14 protein-coding genes are annotated in these 17,224 nt (G+C 39.0%); 8 read left to right on the plus strand and 6 right to left on the minus strand.

Translation table 11 applies throughout. The annotated features are described in order from the left end of the window. Nucleotides 1–666: 666 nt before the first annotated feature. Complete coding sequence (locus PHT93_RS04645; protein ID WP_300240077.1) at nt 667–825, minus strand: hypothetical protein; 159 nt, start codon at nt 823–825, stop codon at nt 667–669. A 191-nt stretch (nt 826–1,016) separates the two neighbouring features. Between PHT93_RS04645 and PHT93_RS04650 the strand changes: the two genes are divergently transcribed. The 6 genes from PHT93_RS04650 (at nt 1,017) to groL (ending at nt 7,144) form a co-directional block, all read left to right on the plus strand. Then, entirely contained in the window at nt 1,017–1,490 is a 474-nt protein-coding gene (locus PHT93_RS04650; RefSeq protein WP_300240079.1) for a transcriptional repressor, read from the plus strand. Continuing rightward, the gene (locus tag PHT93_RS04655) at nt 1,487–2,758 is read left to right on the plus strand and encodes an adenylosuccinate synthase (protein ID WP_300240081.1); all 1,272 of its coding nucleotides are present in this window, start codon (nt 1,487–1,489) and stop codon (nt 2,756–2,758) included. The genes PHT93_RS04650 and PHT93_RS04655 overlap by 4 nt, the downstream gene beginning before the upstream one ends. Before the next feature lie 111 nt (nt 2,759–2,869). Further along, a complete protein-coding gene (locus PHT93_RS04660; protein ID WP_300240083.1) occupies nt 2,870–3,547 on the plus strand; it encodes a zinc metallopeptidase in 678 nt (225 codons plus the stop codon). 116 nt (nt 3,548–3,663) lie between these two features. Further along, on the plus strand, nt 3,664–5,019 hold the full coding sequence (gene hisS / locus PHT93_RS04665; protein ID WP_300240085.1) for a histidine--tRNA ligase: 1,356 nt from the start codon (nt 3,664–3,666) through the stop codon (nt 5,017–5,019). Between the two features lie 183 nt (nt 5,020–5,202). After that, on the plus strand, nt 5,203–5,472 hold the full coding sequence (locus PHT93_RS04670) for a co-chaperone GroES (protein ID WP_300240087.1): 270 nt from the start codon (nt 5,203–5,205) through the stop codon (nt 5,470–5,472). 31 nt (nt 5,473–5,503) lie between these two features. After that, the gene (gene groL, locus PHT93_RS04675) at nt 5,504–7,144 is read left to right on the plus strand and encodes a chaperonin GroEL (RefSeq protein ID WP_300240089.1); all 1,641 of its coding nucleotides are present in this window, start codon (nt 5,504–5,506) and stop codon (nt 7,142–7,144) included. A 52-nt stretch (nt 7,145–7,196) separates the two neighbouring features. Here the strand turns inward: groL and PHT93_RS04680 are convergent, their stop codons facing one another. After that, on the minus strand, nt 7,197–7,673 hold the full coding sequence (locus PHT93_RS04680; RefSeq protein ID WP_300240092.1) for a radical SAM-associated putative lipoprotein: 477 nt from the start codon (nt 7,671–7,673) through the stop codon (nt 7,197–7,199). A gap of 150 nt (nt 7,674–7,823) precedes the next feature. On the opposite strand from PHT93_RS04680, the gene PHT93_RS04685 reads away from it, so the two are divergent. Next, complete coding sequence (locus PHT93_RS04685) at nt 7,824–9,671, plus strand: ABC transporter ATP-binding protein (protein ID WP_300240095.1); 1,848 nt, start codon at nt 7,824–7,826, stop codon at nt 9,669–9,671. A gap of 25 nt (nt 9,672–9,696) precedes the next feature. On the opposite strand, the gene PHT93_RS04690 is transcribed toward PHT93_RS04685, so the two are convergent. Both PHT93_RS04690 and PHT93_RS04695 read right to left on the minus strand, forming a co-directional pair. Further along, nucleotides 9,697–11,532, minus strand: a complete 1,836-nt coding sequence (locus PHT93_RS04690) for an LTA synthase family protein (protein ID WP_300240097.1) — start codon at nt 11,530–11,532, stop codon at nt 9,697–9,699. 49 nt (nt 11,533–11,581) lie between these two features. Beyond that, nucleotides 11,582–13,198 carry an ATP-binding cassette domain-containing protein gene (locus tag PHT93_RS04695; protein WP_300240099.1) on the minus strand — a complete coding sequence of 539 codons (1,617 nt, stop codon included), beginning with the start codon at nt 13,196–13,198 and terminating at the stop codon, nt 11,582–11,584. Between the two features lie 138 nt (nt 13,199–13,336). Between PHT93_RS04695 and PHT93_RS04700 the strand changes: the two genes are divergently transcribed. Beyond that, entirely contained in the window at nt 13,337–14,479 is a 1,143-nt protein-coding gene (locus tag PHT93_RS04700) for an iron-containing alcohol dehydrogenase (RefSeq protein ID WP_300240102.1), read from the plus strand. Nucleotides 14,480–14,544: 65 nt separating this feature from the next. Here the strand turns inward: PHT93_RS04700 and PHT93_RS04705 are convergent, their stop codons facing one another. Together PHT93_RS04705 and PHT93_RS04710 are read right to left on the minus strand one after the other, a co-directional pair. Then, complete coding sequence (locus PHT93_RS04705) at nt 14,545–15,027, minus strand: periplasmic heavy metal sensor (protein ID WP_300240105.1); 483 nt, start codon at nt 15,025–15,027, stop codon at nt 14,545–14,547. 395 nt (nt 15,028–15,422) lie between these two features. Further along, nucleotides 15,423–17,216 carry a carbohydrate-binding domain-containing protein gene (locus PHT93_RS04710; RefSeq protein WP_300240107.1) on the minus strand — a complete coding sequence of 598 codons (1,794 nt, stop codon included), beginning with the start codon at nt 17,214–17,216 and terminating at the stop codon, nt 15,423–15,425. Nucleotides 17,217–17,224 lie beyond the last annotated feature (8 nt).

The raw sequence follows: 17,224 nt of genomic DNA on the forward strand, positions 1-17,224 counted from the left end.
AATTGTCGTCGGCTTCAACAGCGTTGTTTTAACGCGCTTTATTAAATAAAATGATAATATATGTACCCGAAAAACAAACACCGAAAAACCACACTTAAAACGCACGATACGGCATGCCCGTTTTTTTTGAATTATCAAAATTGAACAAAAAAAGGCAATGGATAAAATCTCCCTATTCTTTTTGGAAAAAGATTCTATTCTTTTTTTGAATATAAAGGATATTTTTCAGAAAATAACCTTTGTATTTTCGGTAAAAAACGGGCTGTTTTAGTCTAAATACAATATTTATTGGTCTAAAACGATGCTGTAAATCAAAAAACAAGGATGGACATTTTTTTACGCGTAAGTAAAAGGCTGGAAAAAGTATCTATTTGTCAAAATAAAACACAAAAAATCAAAACTATTCGATTGGCTTTAATATATTGTAAATCAACAACATGAACGGGGTTGATTTTGTTGGAAGCCTCTGCTCAGCGTAGTCTCTAAACCAACGTCATCAACTCAAGCTATGCAGTTTGGTTTTAAGGCTGAAAGCCTGTTATATTATAACCCAACGCAACGTGTTGGGAAGGATGTAGAACGAGTCTCGCGCCCTGAAGGGGCAACATAACAGATGTTAGGGTAGGTTTATACTGTCCTTTCAGGCCGCAAAGGAAGGGTATCCTATTACCCAACACGTTGTGTTGGGCTGATATATACTCGGCTTTCAGCCGGAATTATTCGATGAATAGTAAGACTAAAGCGGAGCAAGAAGTTTGAGTCGATGACATTGGTCTCTAAAATGTCAGTTTGCAGTATAGACGTATCACGATGGATGATTACCATAACAACCGGATATTTTGCCTGATCCTTTTTTTATTCATTCTAATGCTTTCCAGCGACCATCCTGCAACTATTGATTTGAGATTTTTTTTGTAAGATTCTTTTCCTTTGCAAAGATTAAACAGGTTCTTAGTTTTTTGCTGTAAAAATAAATACGTTACCTTTGTGAAACCAGACTATTTTAAATGAGCCAGATGGAAAATATCTATACAGATTTGAAAATACTACTGACAGACTATCTTACTACGCAGAAGCTGCGTAAGACGGATGAACGGTATGCTATTTTAGAACAGATTTGTTTGTTTCCATCTCATTTTGATATCTGTATGCTGTATGATCGGCTAAAAGAAACGAACTTTCGTGTTAGTAAGGCAACCTTGTATAATACATTAGATATATTGATTGCTGCCGACCTGATAGTGAAACATCAATTTACTGCCAAATCGATACAGTATGAACTGAAAGCTATGGCTGAAACGCACTCGCACCTGATTTGTTCAATGTGCGGAGCTGTTCGTGAGATACGCGATTCTTCTTTGAAGAGGGATATAAAGAATATGAAGATAAGCCGGTTTACGCCGATGTTTCATACGCTTTATATTTATGGCATGTGCAGTAAATGCAAATATAAATTACAAAAGAACAATAAAGGCAATACAAAACAATGAAAGTAGATGTTTTATTAGGTTTGCAATGGGGTGACGAAGGCAAGGGTAAGGTTGTCGATGTACTGACGCCGAAGTATGATGTGGTAGCTCGCTTTCAGGGCGGTCCGAATGCAGGACATACGCTTGAGTTTAATGGTGAAAAATATATATTACGTTCTATTCCTTCAGGGATTTTTCAGGGCGGTAAGATAAATGTGATTGGAAACGGTGTCGTGTTGGATCCGCTATTGTTCCGTCAGGAAGCTGAAGCATTAGCAGCAAGCGGACACGATCTGACAAAACAATTGTTTATTTCTAAGAAAGCACATCTTATTTTACCTACGCATCGTGTTTTGGATGCAGCTTATGAAGCTTCCAAAGGTTCCGGAAAGATAGGAACAACCGGTAAAGGAATCGGCCCGACTTATACGGATAAAATCAGTCGAAATGGGTTACGTGTGGGTGATTTGTTGCATAATTTTGAAGAACGGTATGCGGCAGCAAAAGCAAAGCACGAGGCTATTCTTGCGTCTTTGAATTATAGTTATGACATCAAAGAGCTGGAAGCGGAATGGTTGTCTGCGCTTGATTATCTGAAACGGTTTAATCTGATCGATAGCGAACAGGTGATTAATGATTATCTGAAAGACGAAAAATCAGTTCTTGCGGAAGGTGCGCAGGGAACGATGTTGGATATCGACTTCGGATCTTATCCTTTTGTAACTTCTTCCAATACGATTTGTGCAGGTTGTTGTACCGGTTTAGGAGTATCTCCACGTAATATTGGTGAGGTGTTCGGCATTTTTAAAGCTTATTGTACGCGTGTGGGTAGTGGCCCGTTCCCTACTGAATTGTTCGATGAAACAGGAGATAGAATCTGTGAACTCGGACATGAGTTCGGTTCTGTTACAGGGCGTAAACGTCGTTGTGGATGGATTGATTTGGTGGCGTTGAAATATGCCGTTATGATTAATGGCGTAAGTCAATTGATTATGATGAAGAGTGATGTGCTTGACTCTTTTGAAACGATTAAGGCTTGTGTGGCTTATCGTATTGATAGTGAAGAAGTAACTACTTTCCCTTATGAAATAGGAGAAGGAATCGAACCTATTTATGTAGAACTGCCGGGTTGGAATACGGATATGACAAAAATGCAGAGCGAAGACGAATTCCCGGAAGAATTTAATGCATACCTGTCATTTTTAGAAGAAGAACTGGGTGTGCCGGTGAAGATTGTGTCAGTAGGACCGGACAGAGAGCAAACAATTGTCAGATATACGGAAGATTAATTTGCTGAAAACGACTAAAAACAGGCCGTATAAAACTACTAAAGTAATTTGGCAGACTTTTTGTCGTTTAGATTGTTATAGTATTAATAATTAGTCTTTAATGAAAGAAGTATGATGTATTGGATTATATTTATTGGTTTTGCCTTATTGAGCTGGATTGTTTCTTATCGTTTGAAGAACAAATTCGAGAGATATTCCAAAGTGCCCTTACCTAATGGTATGACAGGAAAGGATGTGGCTGAAAAGATGTTACATGATAATGGGATTTATGATGTAAAGGTAATTTCAACTCCAGGTCATTTAACAGACCATTATAACCCGGCTAATCAAACGGTCAATCTGAGTGAGTCTGTTTACTATAGTAACAGTGTCGCTGCTGCTGCTGTGGCTGCTCACGAATGTGGACATGCCGTTCAACATGCCACCGCATACGCTCCATTGAAAATGCGTTCGGCACTTGTTCCGGTTGTTAGTTTTTCATCTAATATTATGATGTGGGTGATTTTAGCCGGTATGTTGATGATTAATACTTTCCCTCAGTTGTTATTGTTTGGTATTATTTTGTTTGCCTCAACTACTGTATTCAGTTTTATCACTCTACCTGTTGAGATAGATGCAAGTAAGCGTGCGCTGGTTTGGCTAAGTAATGCCGGAATAACGAATGTGTCAACCCATGATAAAGCAGAAGATGCGTTGCGTTCTGCCGCCTATACCTATGTGGTAGCAGCATTGGGTTCGTTGGCAACTTTGCTTTACTATATTATGATCTATATGGGGCGCCGCAATTAAATAATGTAATCAATAAGAAGATACAAAGCCTTTCGGAACAAAAATGCTTCCGAAAGGCTTTTTTCATTTGATTTATTAACTTTGTGAGCTGAAATAAATAATAAGATAAAGAAGACATGCAGAAACCATCGATACCGAAAGGAACCCGGGATTTTTCACCCGAAGAAATGGCGAAACGAAATTATATATTCAATACAATTCGTGACGTATATCATTTATACGGTTTTCAACAAATAGAAACACCGGCTATGGAAAATTTATCCACCCTGATGGGAAAGTATGGTGAAGAAGGAGATAAGCTGTTATTTAAAATTCTGAATTCGGGAGATTGTTTTTCCGGCATAACAGATGAAGAATTAAGCGAACGTAATGCGGTTAAGTTTGCAGCGAAAGCCTGTGAAAAAGGCTTGCGTTATGACTTGACAGTTCCCTTTGCCCGTTTTGTCGTACAGCATCGAAATGAAATTACGTTTCCCTTCAGACGTTATCAGATACAGCCGGTATGGCGTGCCGACCGTCCTCAAAAGGGGCGCTATCGTGAGTTTTTTCAATGCGATGCGGATGTCGTGGGATCAGACTCTCTGATTAATGAGGTAGAGTTGATACAGATTATGGATGAAGTGTTCCGCCGCTTGAATATCCGTGTATCTATTAAAATGAACAACCGTAAGATTTTAACAGGAATTGCCGAAATTATCGGTGAAGCAGAAAAAATTGTAGATATAACGGTTGCCATTGATAAATTAGATAAAATCGGTTTGGAGAATGTCAATGCAGAACTACGGGAGAAAGACTTGTCGGACGAAGCAATCGATAAATTACAACCGATTATCCAATTGAGTGGCTCCAACAATGAAAAATTAGAACAATTAAGAACTGTTTTAGCTAATTCGGAAACCGGAATTAAAGGGGTAGAGGAATTAGCTTTTATCCTGAAACGTATAGAGCTTTCTCCTATAGATGCCGAATTAGAATTAGACCTGACTCTGGCTCGTGGTTTGAATTATTATACAGGAGCGATCTTCGAAGTGAAAGCATTGGACGTACAGATTGGTAGTATAACAGGAGGTGGCCGGTATGACAATCTGACGGGTGTATTCGGTTTGAACGGAGTGTCGGGAGTGGGTATTTCTTTTGGAGCTGATCGTATTTTTGATGTGTTGAATCAGTTGAATTTATATCCCGAAGATGCATTGCAGACTACTCAATTGCTGTTCGTAAACTTTGGCGAGAAAGAAGAAGAATATCTGTTACCTTTAGTTTCAAAAGCACGTGCAGCCGGCATACGTGTGGAGTTATATCCTGAAAGTGCAAAGATGAAAAAGCAGATGGGATATGCCGATGCAAAGAAGATTCCTTACGTAGCTATAGTCGGTGAGACCGAAATGGCTGAAGATAAGATTAACCTGAAAAATATGACTACCGGTGAACAACAATTACTGACAGTTGATGAATTAATAAAACAGTTTTGACTTCTATCTTTTAGCAAGGTGTCGTAGGCCGTGCGAAACCCGACAATCTGTCAGTTTGTCTGGATCGGCTACGGTCTAAAATGACAGTTCTTATACTCCCTTTCGGTTTGGCACAGTATTCGTATATTATAAGGCGTAAATGCAAATAAATAATCATATTAATAAATTTAAAATACCAAGAAAATGAACATTAAACCATTAGCAGACAGAGTGCTGGTTAAGCCCGCTGCAGCAGAAGAAAAGACAGTTGGAGGAATTATTATTCCCGATTCAGCAAAAGAAAAGCCTTTAAAAGGTGAGGTTGTTGCCGTAGGAAATGGTACAAAAGATGAAGAAATGGTGGTTAAAACCGGTGACAGCGTATTGTATGGTAAATATGCAGGAACTGAGATTGAGCTGGAAGGTGAACAATACCTGATCATGCGCCAGTCTGATATTTTAGCTATTATCTAATTGTTGAATTAATAAAAAAAGCATAAAAGTTATGTCAAAAGAGATTTTGTTTAATATGGATGCCCGCGACCAATTGAAAAAAGGCGTGGATGAATTGGCTAATGCCGTAAAAATTACTTTAGGCCCGAAAGGACGTAACGTGATCATCGAAAAGAAATTCGGTGCTCCTCATATTACCAAAGACGGTGTAACCGTAGCTAAAGAAGTGGAGTGTGCTAATCCATTCGAAAATATGGGTGCTCAATTGGTGAAAGAGGTAGCTTCCAAAACAAATGACAATGCCGGTGACGGTACGACTACAGCTACAGTATTGGCTCAATCAATTATCGGTGTAGGGTTGAAGAACGTTACAGCCGGAGCTAACCCTATGGATTTGAAACGTGGTATCGACAAAGCTGTTGCAAAAGTCGTTGATCATATTGCAAGTCAGGCTGAAGCGGTAGGTGACAGTCTTGAAAAAATCGAACACGTAGCTAAAATTTCTGCGAATGGCGACGAAACAATCGGTAAACTGATTGCAGAAGCTATGAAAAAAGTAAAAACTGAAGGTGTTATCACTGTTGAAGAAGCTAAAGGTACTGAAACTACAGTTGATGTAGTAGAAGGTATGCAATTTGACCGTGGTTACATTTCTCCATATTTTGTAACGGATACAGAAAAAATGGAAGCTCAGATGGAGAATCCATATATCTTGATCTATGATAAAAAGATTTCTGTATTAAAGGAACTTCTTCCTATTTTGGAACAAACCGTACAATCTGGTCGCCCAATGTTGATCATAGCTGAAGACATCGACAGTGAAGCATTAGCTACTTTGGTTGTAAACCGTTTGCGTGGTTCTTTGAAGATTTGTGCTGTTAAGGCTCCAGGATTCGGTGACCGTCGTAAAGCCATGTTGGAAGACATTGCTGTATTGACAGGTGGTACTGTTATCTCTGAAGAAACAGGCTTGAAATTAGAAGCTGCAACAATGGAAATGTTGGGTACGGCAGAAAAAGTAACCGTAAACAAAGATAATACAACTATTGTAAATGGTGCTGGTGACAAAGAATCTATCCAGGCACGTATCGGTCAGATCAAAGTTCAGATCGAAAATACGACATCTGACTATGACAAAGAAAAACTACAGGAACGTTTGGCTAAAATGGCCGGTGGTGTAGCTGTTCTTTACGTAGGTGCTCCTTCTGAAGTGGAAATGAAAGAAAAGAAAGACCGCGTGGATGACGCATTAAGCGCTACACGTGCTGCAATCGAAGAAGGTACAGTTCCTGGTGGAGGTGTTGCTTATATTCGTGCAATCGAAGCTCTTGAAGGCTTAAAAGGTGAGAACGAAGACGAAACAACAGGTATTGAAATCGTTAAACGTGCCATCGAAGAACCTCTTCGCCAGATTGTTGAGAATGCAGGTAAAGAAGGTGCTGTGGTTGTTCAGAAAGTAAAAGAAGGTAAAGGTGATTTCGGTTACAACGCTCGTACAGACGTTTACGAAAACTTGTGTAAGACTGGTGTTATCGACCCTGCAAAAGTTACCCGCGTAGCTTTGGAAAATGCTGCATCAATAGCAGGTATGTTCCTGACAACAGAATGCGTGATTGCAGAAAAGAAAGAAGAAGCTCCAGCTATGCCTCCGATGAACCCGGGTATGGGTGGCGGCATGGGTGGTATGATGTAATCAACCTCTCGTTATATATAAAAAAAGTCCTGCGAAACTCGCAGGACTTTTTTTATTGCTTTGTCAATTTAATCTGAATGTTTTTAATCGCATTTCCCTTATTCCATATTCCGTCTCCCCCGGATTCGGACAGATCCTTTAGAGAAAATGCTACATCTGTAGTATCATTTTTGAAGTGTCCCTGATTGGCTTCTCCATCAATATCCTTTATTATAAATCTGAATAACTGGTCTTTTGCCACTCCTCCGCGTTTCCACTCAAACTCACCCTTGTCATCTGTATAGAGAGAATCCGAGTGTTGATACAATTTATTGTCTATGTCGTAAGGAACTTCAACAAGTATGTTTTTTATTGCTTTTGAATCTGAAGTTGTAACTTTTCCTTTAACAGAATAAGTCGCAACAAGAGAGTTGTTTGAAGGTGTGTCAATGGCATCCATCTCGTCATCCATCGAACAAGATAGGCAAATACCCAATAATCCGATCAGCCCTCCGGCTTTCAATCTGTTAAAACAACTATTCTTTTTCATCAAACAATAATTTATCCATATAAATAAGATGCAAAAGAAAACAAAAAGTTGCATGTCATTCAGTAAAAATGTGAAAGTTACGCAGGAAACAATTTTAAAAGCAGGATATTCCGTAACTTGCGGCCTCAAAATAATAAGAAAGACTATCGTATGAAAGATTTCATAAAAGTGCTGAAGCGCTTTGTGCCTCCTTATAAAAAATATATGGTGTTGAATGTTATCTTCAACCTCCTGTCGGCTATATTGAACCTTTTCTCTTTTATGCTTATTATTCCTATTCTGGACATACTTTTCAAAACAAATGATAAAGTATATTCTTTTATGGAATGGAATTTCGATTTCAGTAACTGGGAATCAATGAAAGAGATATTCGCAATCGTCAAAAATAATTTTTTCTGGTTTGTAAGTAATTATATTGACGTGTATGGAGGATCAGCTACGTTGATTATGTTAGGCGTATTCTTAGTCACGATGACTTTTCTGAAAGTGTTGACTATGTATCTTGCTTTTTATACGATGATCCCTATCCGTACAGGAGTAGTTCGGGATATACGTAACCAGATAAATCAAAAGATTACCCAACTCTCACTCGGCTTTTTTTCCGAAGAACGAAAAGGCGATATTATTGCCCGGATTTCGGGTGATGTGAATGAGATAGAAACCTCCATTATGAGTTCGCTGGATATGTTGTTCAAGAACCCGATTATGATAATTATCTATCTCACCGGGATGATCCTGATTAGTTGGGAACTGACCGTTTTCGTATTGATTCTACTACCCTTAGCCGGATATCTGATGGGGCAGGTGGGGAAAAAACTGAAACGTAAATCTTTTGAAGGGCAGGAACAATGGGGGCGATTGATGAGCCAAATAGAAGAAACCCTAAGCGGACTACGTATTATTAAGGCCTTTAATGCAGAAAAAAAGATACAACAACGTTTTGAAGCGAGTAATGATAAATTTCGTCGGATTACCAACCGTATCTATCGCCGTCAACAGATGGCGCATCCGATGAGTGAATTTCTGGGTACAGCTACGATTGCGATTGTTTTATGGTATGGAGGTACTCTGATTCTGGGAAATAACAGTTCTATCGATGCCTCAACCTTTATTTATTATTTGGTGATATTTTACAGTATCATTAATCCCGCAAAAGATTTAAGTAAAGCAGCCTATGCCATACAAAAAGGCTTGGCTTCTATGCAGCGTGTGGATAAGATACTGATGGCCGAAAGTACAATCAATGATCCTGAAGTGCCCGAAAAAATTGCGTTGACAGAGAAGATATCCTATAATAACGTTTGGTTTAAATACCAGAATGATTGGGTACTCAGAGATATAAACTTAGATATACACAAAGGTCAAACTGTTGCATTAGTGGGACAATCAGGTTCCGGGAAAAGTACAATGGTTGATCTCTTGCCCCGTTTTTACGATGTAGATAAGGGAAGTATAACCATTGATGGTACGGATATCCGAAATGCCAAACTATATGATTTACGTTCACTTATGGGAAATGTTAATCAGGAAGCGATCTTGTTTAACGATACATTCTTTAATAATATAGCCTTTGGGGTGGAAAATGCAACCCTTGAACAGGTGGAAGAAGCTGCCCGTATAGCCAATGCGCACGAATTTATTATCACAACCGAAGAAGGGTATAATACAAATATCGGTGATAGGGGAGGGAAACTGTCCGGAGGACAGCGTCAGCGTATCAGTATTGCGCGTGCAATACTTAAAAATCCTCCGGTACTTATACTTGATGAGGCTACATCCGCATTGGATACTGAGTCCGAGCGTCTTGTTCAGGATGCTTTGGAAAAACTGATGAAAAACCGGACTACTATTGTGATTGCTCACCGCCTCTCTACAATTCGTAATGCCGACGTAATCTGTGTCATGCACGAAGGTAAGATCGTAGAAAGAGGTCGTCACGACGAACTAATCGAACGAAACGGTTATTATAAGAAGCTTTGCGATATGCAGAGTTTTTGATCCCCGAAATATAATTTCTATAGTTCTATCTGTTACCTAAATCCTGATACAGAGTTTGAAGGATCGCTTTTCCTTTCTCAAGTCTGACGTTGCTGCCTGTTTGCGGTTGTTCCATTAATGGAGTGTTGGTGGTATTGTCATAAACCGAAGCACCGGTACTGTCAATCACTCCGAATCCATTGTTGAAACTGTAGAATATAGATTCCGGATAGTCCGGACTGAAAATATCCCGACTAAAGGTAAGGGCAGGATTAACGATGTCTAATTGTTTTAATAAGGTAGCGGCTATGTCTGTTTGATTAACTAATTTGTTGATTACAACTGGTTCTTTAATGGCTCCTCCGATCCATATACAAGGGATATGATAACGCCCGGGTTCGTATTCTTTTAATGTTTCCGGATAGCGGAAACCATGATCAGAGACAAATACGATTAACAAGTCTTTCCATGCGGGAGTCTCCTTTATCTTATCCACAAAATTTCCTATACAGCTATCCGTAAATGCAACAGAATTGAGATAAGGATGATCTAAGCGTTGATATGGAACTTTAAAAGGTTCATGACTGCTTAAGGTTAGGAAAGTACAGAACCAGGGAGATTGTTTTTCTTTTACATTGAGAATGTCATCATATAAATGCTCAAACGTGACATCATCGTTTGCTCCCCATTTACTCAACCGACTACTAATCGGAAAATCCACATCGGAGGTCAGTCGGTTATATCCTGAATTGTAAAAGAAACTGCGCATATTGGTGAAATTGATATCACCACCGTACAAAACATCTGTACTATAGCCTTTCTCTCTCAAGCTTAAAGCAATAGAAGGAAGAGTCTGACTCTTTGACGGATATTTCATAATGGATGTTGTGGGTTGTGCCAGATAACCATTTAAGGCAGCAACTAAACCCCTGTCCGTACGGAATGAATTGGCATACATGTTACGGAATAGAACGCTTTCCTTGCTCAAACGGTTAAGGTTCGGGGTTATTCCTTTTTCACCCCCGGTAACTTCCACAACATTAGCTGAGAAACCCTCTAAGATAACTATCAGAATATTGGGCTGCTTTGTCTTTAATAGTGACACACTATCCGGTGTTGCTGTATGTTTGGGATAAAGAGGCGAGAACAAGGCTTCTCTTTTCTCTTCACTGAAAAATTGAAATTGAGATGAAAAGTCCTGTTGTTTGCTGAAAGAAGTCAATAAACTAAAACACGGATTAATCGCTGCATGATTCAGGAATTGATCTTTACTGAAATAAACCATCCCTACATTAGCTGTAGAAGTGGTAACGCCCCCGCGTATGGCTATAAACATAAGTCCACCTAACACAATGCTAACCGCTAATGTCTGCCATTTCTTTGTTGTAGATTCCTTTGGTAAAATCGGCAAAACGAACCGGTTAAACAACCAATAAATCAGAACAGCATAGATTATTGTGACGACAAACTGGACCAAAAAAGTAAGAATCGGAACGCTTGCCATTGCATTGGCCGGTGATTCAAGATAAAAGAATACAGTAGAATCAAGTCGGAATTTCCAATAGCCGTATAATGCTTCGTCCACAGTAAAGATCAAAGCGATTATTATTGCAATAATGGCAAAATAAACCTTTAACGTTGTTCTTATCCATTTACTCCCGATCCAGATTGAAGCGATTGTTAATAAAAGAGGAATTACGGTCAGATATCCGGCCATAGTCATATCCAGCTTAAGCCCGTTCAATACCACCTGAAGAAATTCCCAAAAGGAATGATTTCCCGCCAACTCATGATGATATAGGAGGAACAATGGTTTCTGAATCGCGAATACTAAAATCCAAGTAAAAAACACGCAGACCAAAAAAAGTACTCTTTTCTTCATAGGTGGAAAAACTAAAAAAAAAACAGATATAACTTGCCGAAAAACAGATTTACTTCTTATATAATTTCTCCTTCAGTTCTGCAACAATGGGATCAGTTATATAATCATCGTAATCCATCATTTTATCAATAATTCCGTTAGGCGTCAGCTCGATAATACGATTGGCGACAGTCTGAATAAATTCGTGGTCATGACTTGAAAACAAGACATTCCCTTTGAACGCTTTCAATGTGTTATTGAATGCCTGAATAGATTCCAGATCAAGATGGTTGGTCGGTGTATCTAATATTAATGTGTTGGCATCTTTCAGCATCATACGCGAAATCATACAACGCATCTTTTCACCTCCGGATAACACACTAACCTTCTTTAATAGCTCCTCACCGGAAAATAACATGCGTCCGAGAAATCCTTTCAGATAAACCTCATTCGTGTCTTGCGCAAACTGGCTTAGCCAATCGATCAGGTTGTAGTCCGAATCAAAGAAACGAGCATTATCCAAGGGTAAATAGGCCGTTGTTATCGTTTGCCCCCACTGATAAGTTCCCGCATCCGGTTTTTGTTCCCCGTTGATGATTTCAAACAAAGCTGTCATAGCACGCGGATCGCGACTGATGAAAACAATCTTGTCGTCTTTCTCCACGTTCAGGTTTAAGTCCTTAAATAAGACTTGTCCTTCAATGCTTGCCGTTAGTCCTTTTATTTCAAGAATCTGATTTCCCGGTTCCCTGGCCGGAGTGAATATAATACCCGGATAGCGGCGTGAAGAAGGTTTGATTTCTTCGATATTCAATTTTTCGATCATCTTCTTGCGACTTGTAGTCTGCTTGGATTTAGCGACATTGGCGCTGAAGCGACGAATAAATTCTTCCAGTTCCTTTTTCTTCTCTTCCGCCTTTTTATTTTGTTGTTGTTGCTGGCGAAGCGCTAATTGGCTCGACTCATACCAGAAACTATAGTTTCCCGCAAACAATTGTAGTTTGCCAAAGTCGATATCAACCGTATGCGTACAGACTGAATCCAAAAAGTGGCGGTCGTGACTAACAACCAATACGGTATGTTCAAAATTAGAAAGATAATGTTCCAGCCAACTTACCGTTTCTAAGTCGAGGTCATTGGTCGGTTCATCAAGTAACAGGTTGTCCGGTTGACCAAACAATGCTCTGGCCAATAATACACGAACCTTCTGTTTACCACTCAAGTCTCTCATCAGGCTGTAGTGAATCTCTTCACTAACCCCTAATCCACTAAGCAAGCTCGCAGCATCGCTTTCAGCGTTCCAGCCTTCCATTTCAGCAAATTTCTCTTCCAGTTCCGAAACCCGGATACCGTCTGCATCATTAAAATCCGGCTTTTCATATAGCGCATTCTTCTCACTCATCACTTCCCACAATGTGGTATGCCCCATTAATACCGTATCAAGTACTGTATATTCATCAAAAGCGAAGTGATCCTGACTTAATACCGACAGACGTTCGCCCGGTCCGAGAGCTACCGTTCCCCTTGTCGGGTCTAATTGTTTGCTTAATATGCGAAGAAACGTTGATTTCCCGGCTCCGTTGGCACCAATTATACCATAGCAATTACCCGGGGTGAATTTTAAATTGACATCCTGAAAAAGAACTCTTTTACCGAACTGAACGTCCAGATTGTTTACTGTTATCATTCTACTATTTCGTTATTTACCTATTGAAAGTGCAAAGGTACAAAAAAACTAAGCGATAACATGTCTCTATATCTTGATGTCGGTTTTCTTTAGTCGGAAAAATGCCGTAACTTTGAAAAATAACTTCAAGATGTTTCTATGGACAACTTTATTTTTCAGAACACGACACGTTTGATTTTCGGAAAAGGAATGATTGCTGAACTACCAAAGCAGATTCCGGCAGGTAAACGTGTACTTGTGACTTTTGGCGGTGGTAGTGTAAAAAAGAATGGGGTGTATGATCAGGTTATTACTAATTTGAAAGGATACGAAATAACAGAGTTCTGGGGTATAGAGCCAAACCCTGCAATAGAAACTTTACGTAAGGCGATAGCCCTTGGTAAGGAAAAGAATGTAGATTATGTACTGGCTGTAGGAGGTGGCTCCGTGATTGACGGATCAAAACTGATTACTGCAGGTTTGCTTTATGAGGGTGATGCCTGGGACTTAGTGAAAAAAGGCTATTCCGCAAACACGATTCCTTTGGGTACAATTTTGACTTTACCCGCTACAGGGTCAGAGATGAACAACGGCGCTGTTATCTCACGCTATGAGACACAGGAGAAGTATGCTTTCTTCAGTAACTTCCCTCAGTTTTCAATCCTTGCCCCGGAGACCACATTTACATTACCGGATTTCCAGATATCCTGTGGTCTGGCAGATAGCTTTGTACATGTCATGGAACAATATATGACGTTTCCCGCCCAATCCCGCGTGATGGATCGATGGGCAGAAGGGCTACTCTCTACATTAGTAGAAATTGCTCCAAAAATAAAGGAAGACAAAAAGAACTATGATCTTATGGCTGATTTTATGTTGACCGCCACGATGGCGTTAAATGATTTTATCTCCATGGGGGTTACGACAGACTGGGCTACGCATATGATTGGTCATGAATTGACCGCATTGCATGGTATTACTCACGGACAAACTTTAGCTATTGTTCTTCCGGGTACACTGCGTGTGCTGAAAGACCAGAAAAAAGAGAAGCTTGTTCAATATGGCGAACGTGTATGGGGGATTACGATTGGCAATATGAGTGAAAGAGCAGATCTGGCTATTCGGAAAACCGAAGATTTCTTCCATAATCTGGGGCTTGCTACACGTCTGAGTGACGTAAACGTAGGAGAAGATACAATTAAGGAAATCGAACGTCGCTTTAATGAACGAAAAGTAGCTTATGGTGAAAAAAACAACGTAAACGGTACTTTAGCGGCTGAAATACTTAGAGCTTGCTTATAAGAAACAGGATAAAAGCGAAAAGGAACTATTCTTTTTTTTTAGATAGCTCCTTTTCGCTGTTTTATTTATGAAAAATCCTGATTTCTGCGTTCCATCCTTTTGGGCGCGAAGTTATGACCTCTCTTATGTTTCTTCTCAGAAAATAAAAGTTTTTGTTCATCTGTTAACTGCGACAATACCTCAATGCGTGATTTTGCTTTAATCTTTGCCAACTGATTTTGAATTTTAGAAATCTCATCAATGTTTGAATTAATATCATTCAAATTCGGTTTGTCTTCATTAATCAATGTCTGCTGATGTGCCTTTAATTCTTTGAGCTTATATTTCAAAGGTTTTGTCTCCTTAATGCTTTTTATCCTTATTTCCTTGATCGCCTCTTTCTGTTTTTCTGTCAGGCTACTCTGGAAAGGATCCTGCATTCCTGTCTGTTCTTTACGCGGCCTATTGTCTTTCATCTGATCTCTATTGAAAGCCCTCTCCTGAGCAGAAACAGAAATAACCATTGTCATAGCTAAAACCAGAATAAATGCAACTTTCTTACTCTTCATAACATGTTTGTTTTTATATAAATAATCATAATAATTTATCTCAATAAATTTGTAAGCTTACGTTTTACTTAGACGATATAATTTCTAAAGGGTTTAATAGATACTTGTTGGCAGAATTAAATTTCTGCATTTCATGCCAGTCAAAAATCAATAGAATGAATAAAAAAATATAAAGGATATAATTGGAAAAATATCCTTTATTTTTCCGAAAATAACCTTTATATTTTTGGGGTTATTTTTACGTTGATTTTCAACGACGAAAATAAATCCCGGTTGGAAGGATAAATTAGTATATATTTACTCGACTCTATGGGGCTGACTAATTATCTGAATTTTAATTCTGCCAATGGGTATAGATAAATACTTTTACAGTTTTATAGGGTTTCTTTCGTCGTTTAAGGTCGCCATCCGCCACCACCTCCTCCTGAGGAAACATTTCCAACTGTAGTTACTTTAGAGCTTGTTGTAAATGTGTTAGAAGTACTACCTTTAGTGTAAGTGGAACCTGTATAATAACCATTAAACTCGCTTCCGCCAGAAACCGAGCCTCCCGAATAGATTGTATATGTTGTATTTGCAGATAGATTTGGACTGCTGAATAATAACGTCATCTGAGAAGAGTATGAGCGGGGTATTTTATAGGTTAAGATACTTTCTCCCTTTGTTGATTCGATATGAATTAATTGTCCATTGCTTCCCGAACCACCATATTCTACAGAATACTGCGTACTGACAGAACTTGTCGGAGTACTGGTAGCACCTCCTGTACCAATCACAATTCCTCCTGTTATCTTAAATGTGTTATTATCGCAATCAAATCCTTCTTCAGGAGAAGTTGAACCCGAAGAAATAACAACACCTCCTGCTATAGTCAGAGTCCCATTCGAGTCAATGCCGTCATTGGATGAACTGTAACAATAAATATTTCCACCATTGATTGTTATATTATCCGAAGCATTTATGCAATCATCATAAGCGACTACTTCTATCGTCCCATTACTTATGGTGATGGTAGATTTGCTCTCAATGCCTTCAGCTTCTGTTTTCGAGGTTTTTACTGTAATATTCCCTCCGTTAATAATGATATCTCCGTCTGCCTTTATTGCCTTTGCTGCCGTATCGTCATTCCCATATCTGAATTGATCACCGGTTGTGGTAACTTTTATAGAACCATTGCCAATGATTATTTTTCCGTCTGCATTAATTCCTTTACCTCCCGCACCACTACTGTTGATCGTTAAATTACCATTTGTTATTTCAAGGTTGTTATCAGTTTTGATCCCCGATGAGGATTTAATATCTTGCTCTTCTGAATCGTAATAAGCAGAGCCGGTCGTACTGATATTAATATCACCTCCCGAGATAATTGTATTACCTGTACTTTTTATTCCTTTTGCCCCTTCGCCTGAAGTAGATAAAGTTATGTTTCCTCCTTCAATCTGTATATCTCCTTCTTCACTATTAATACCATCATCTGTAGATACGATTGATAAGACTCCTTGTTTAATCAGACAATATTCTTTTGCATGTATTCCATCTTTATAAGCACTTTTTATACTGATATCCCCATCTGATAGATTAATGTAATCATCACTGCAGATTGCGTGTTTATAGTATCCCTTGAGGGTTAGTGCCCCTTTGCCGGAGAAAACCAGTCCTCCTTCAGAGAAGATTGTGCCTTTCTGATCTTCTTCACTCGCGGAATAAATATTGTTGTCAATCAAACGATTGGTGGACTCTCCAACTAATGATATCGTAGCTTGTTGTTTGCTCTGGTTGTTAATAACCGAGCCATCTGAACAGATGAGATTAACCCCATTTAATGCAATAGAAAACGGAGAGTTGCTGTATATTTTAAAAGAACCATCTGTAGAATAGCCATTAAGTACATACGTTATCTCTGTAGATATACTTGAATTAACCACAATCTTTGCTCCTGAAGTTGAAATGGAAACCCCCTTGTTAGAATAAGGATTCTCCACAGAAACACTTTCGCCTGAAAATATAACTGTAACAGCATCTGTAAAGGTGGTATCTTTAGACGTTGCCTTGAAATCATCGTTGAGGTCGTTCTCATTTGTTGACGTGTTTGGTGTAGAATCGTCTTCAGTAATATCTTTGTCCGTACTACAGGCAGGATAGGAAATTACGACTGCCAAACACAGGAATATATAATATAACTTTTTCATATTTTTTC

The organism is Massilibacteroides sp. (assembly GCF_028705895.1).
Lineage (GTDB): Bacteria > Bacteroidota > Bacteroidia > Bacteroidales > Tannerellaceae > Massilibacteroides.

Excerpts from the sequence above, each read along its gene's own strand:
- PHT93_RS04645 (WP_300240077.1), bottom strand. The coding sequence starts at position 825 with ATGGTAATCATCCATCGTGATACGTCTATACTGCAAACTGACATTTTA.
- PHT93_RS04650 (WP_300240079.1), top strand. The coding sequence starts at position 1,017 with ATGGAAAATATCTATACAGATTTGAAAATACTACTGACAGACTATCTT.
- PHT93_RS04655 (WP_300240081.1), top strand. The coding sequence starts at position 1,487 with ATGAAAGTAGATGTTTTATTAGGTTTGCAATGGGGTGACGAAGGCAAG.
- PHT93_RS04660 (WP_300240083.1), top strand. The coding sequence starts at position 2,870 with ATGATGTATTGGATTATATTTATTGGTTTTGCCTTATTGAGCTGGATT.
- hisS (WP_300240085.1), top strand. The coding sequence starts at position 3,664 with ATGCAGAAACCATCGATACCGAAAGGAACCCGGGATTTTTCACCCGAA.
- PHT93_RS04670 (WP_300240087.1), top strand. The coding sequence starts at position 5,203 with ATGAACATTAAACCATTAGCAGACAGAGTGCTGGTTAAGCCCGCTGCA.
- groL (WP_300240089.1), top strand. The coding sequence starts at position 5,504 with ATGTCAAAAGAGATTTTGTTTAATATGGATGCCCGCGACCAATTGAAA.
- PHT93_RS04680 (WP_300240092.1), bottom strand. The coding sequence starts at position 7,673 with ATGAAAAAGAATAGTTGTTTTAACAGATTGAAAGCCGGAGGGCTGATC.
- PHT93_RS04685 (WP_300240095.1), top strand. The coding sequence starts at position 7,824 with ATGAAAGATTTCATAAAAGTGCTGAAGCGCTTTGTGCCTCCTTATAAA.
- PHT93_RS04690 (WP_300240097.1), bottom strand. The coding sequence starts at position 11,532 with ATGAAGAAAAGAGTACTTTTTTTGGTCTGCGTGTTTTTTACTTGGATT.
- PHT93_RS04695 (WP_300240099.1), bottom strand. The coding sequence starts at position 13,198 with ATGATAACAGTAAACAATCTGGACGTTCAGTTCGGTAAAAGAGTTCTT.
- PHT93_RS04700 (WP_300240102.1), top strand. The coding sequence starts at position 13,337 with ATGGACAACTTTATTTTTCAGAACACGACACGTTTGATTTTCGGAAAA.
- PHT93_RS04705 (WP_300240105.1), bottom strand. The coding sequence starts at position 15,027 with ATGAAGAGTAAGAAAGTTGCATTTATTCTGGTTTTAGCTATGACAATG.
- PHT93_RS04710 (WP_300240107.1), bottom strand. The coding sequence starts at position 17,216 with ATGAAAAAGTTATATTATATATTCCTGTGTTTGGCAGTCGTAATTTCC.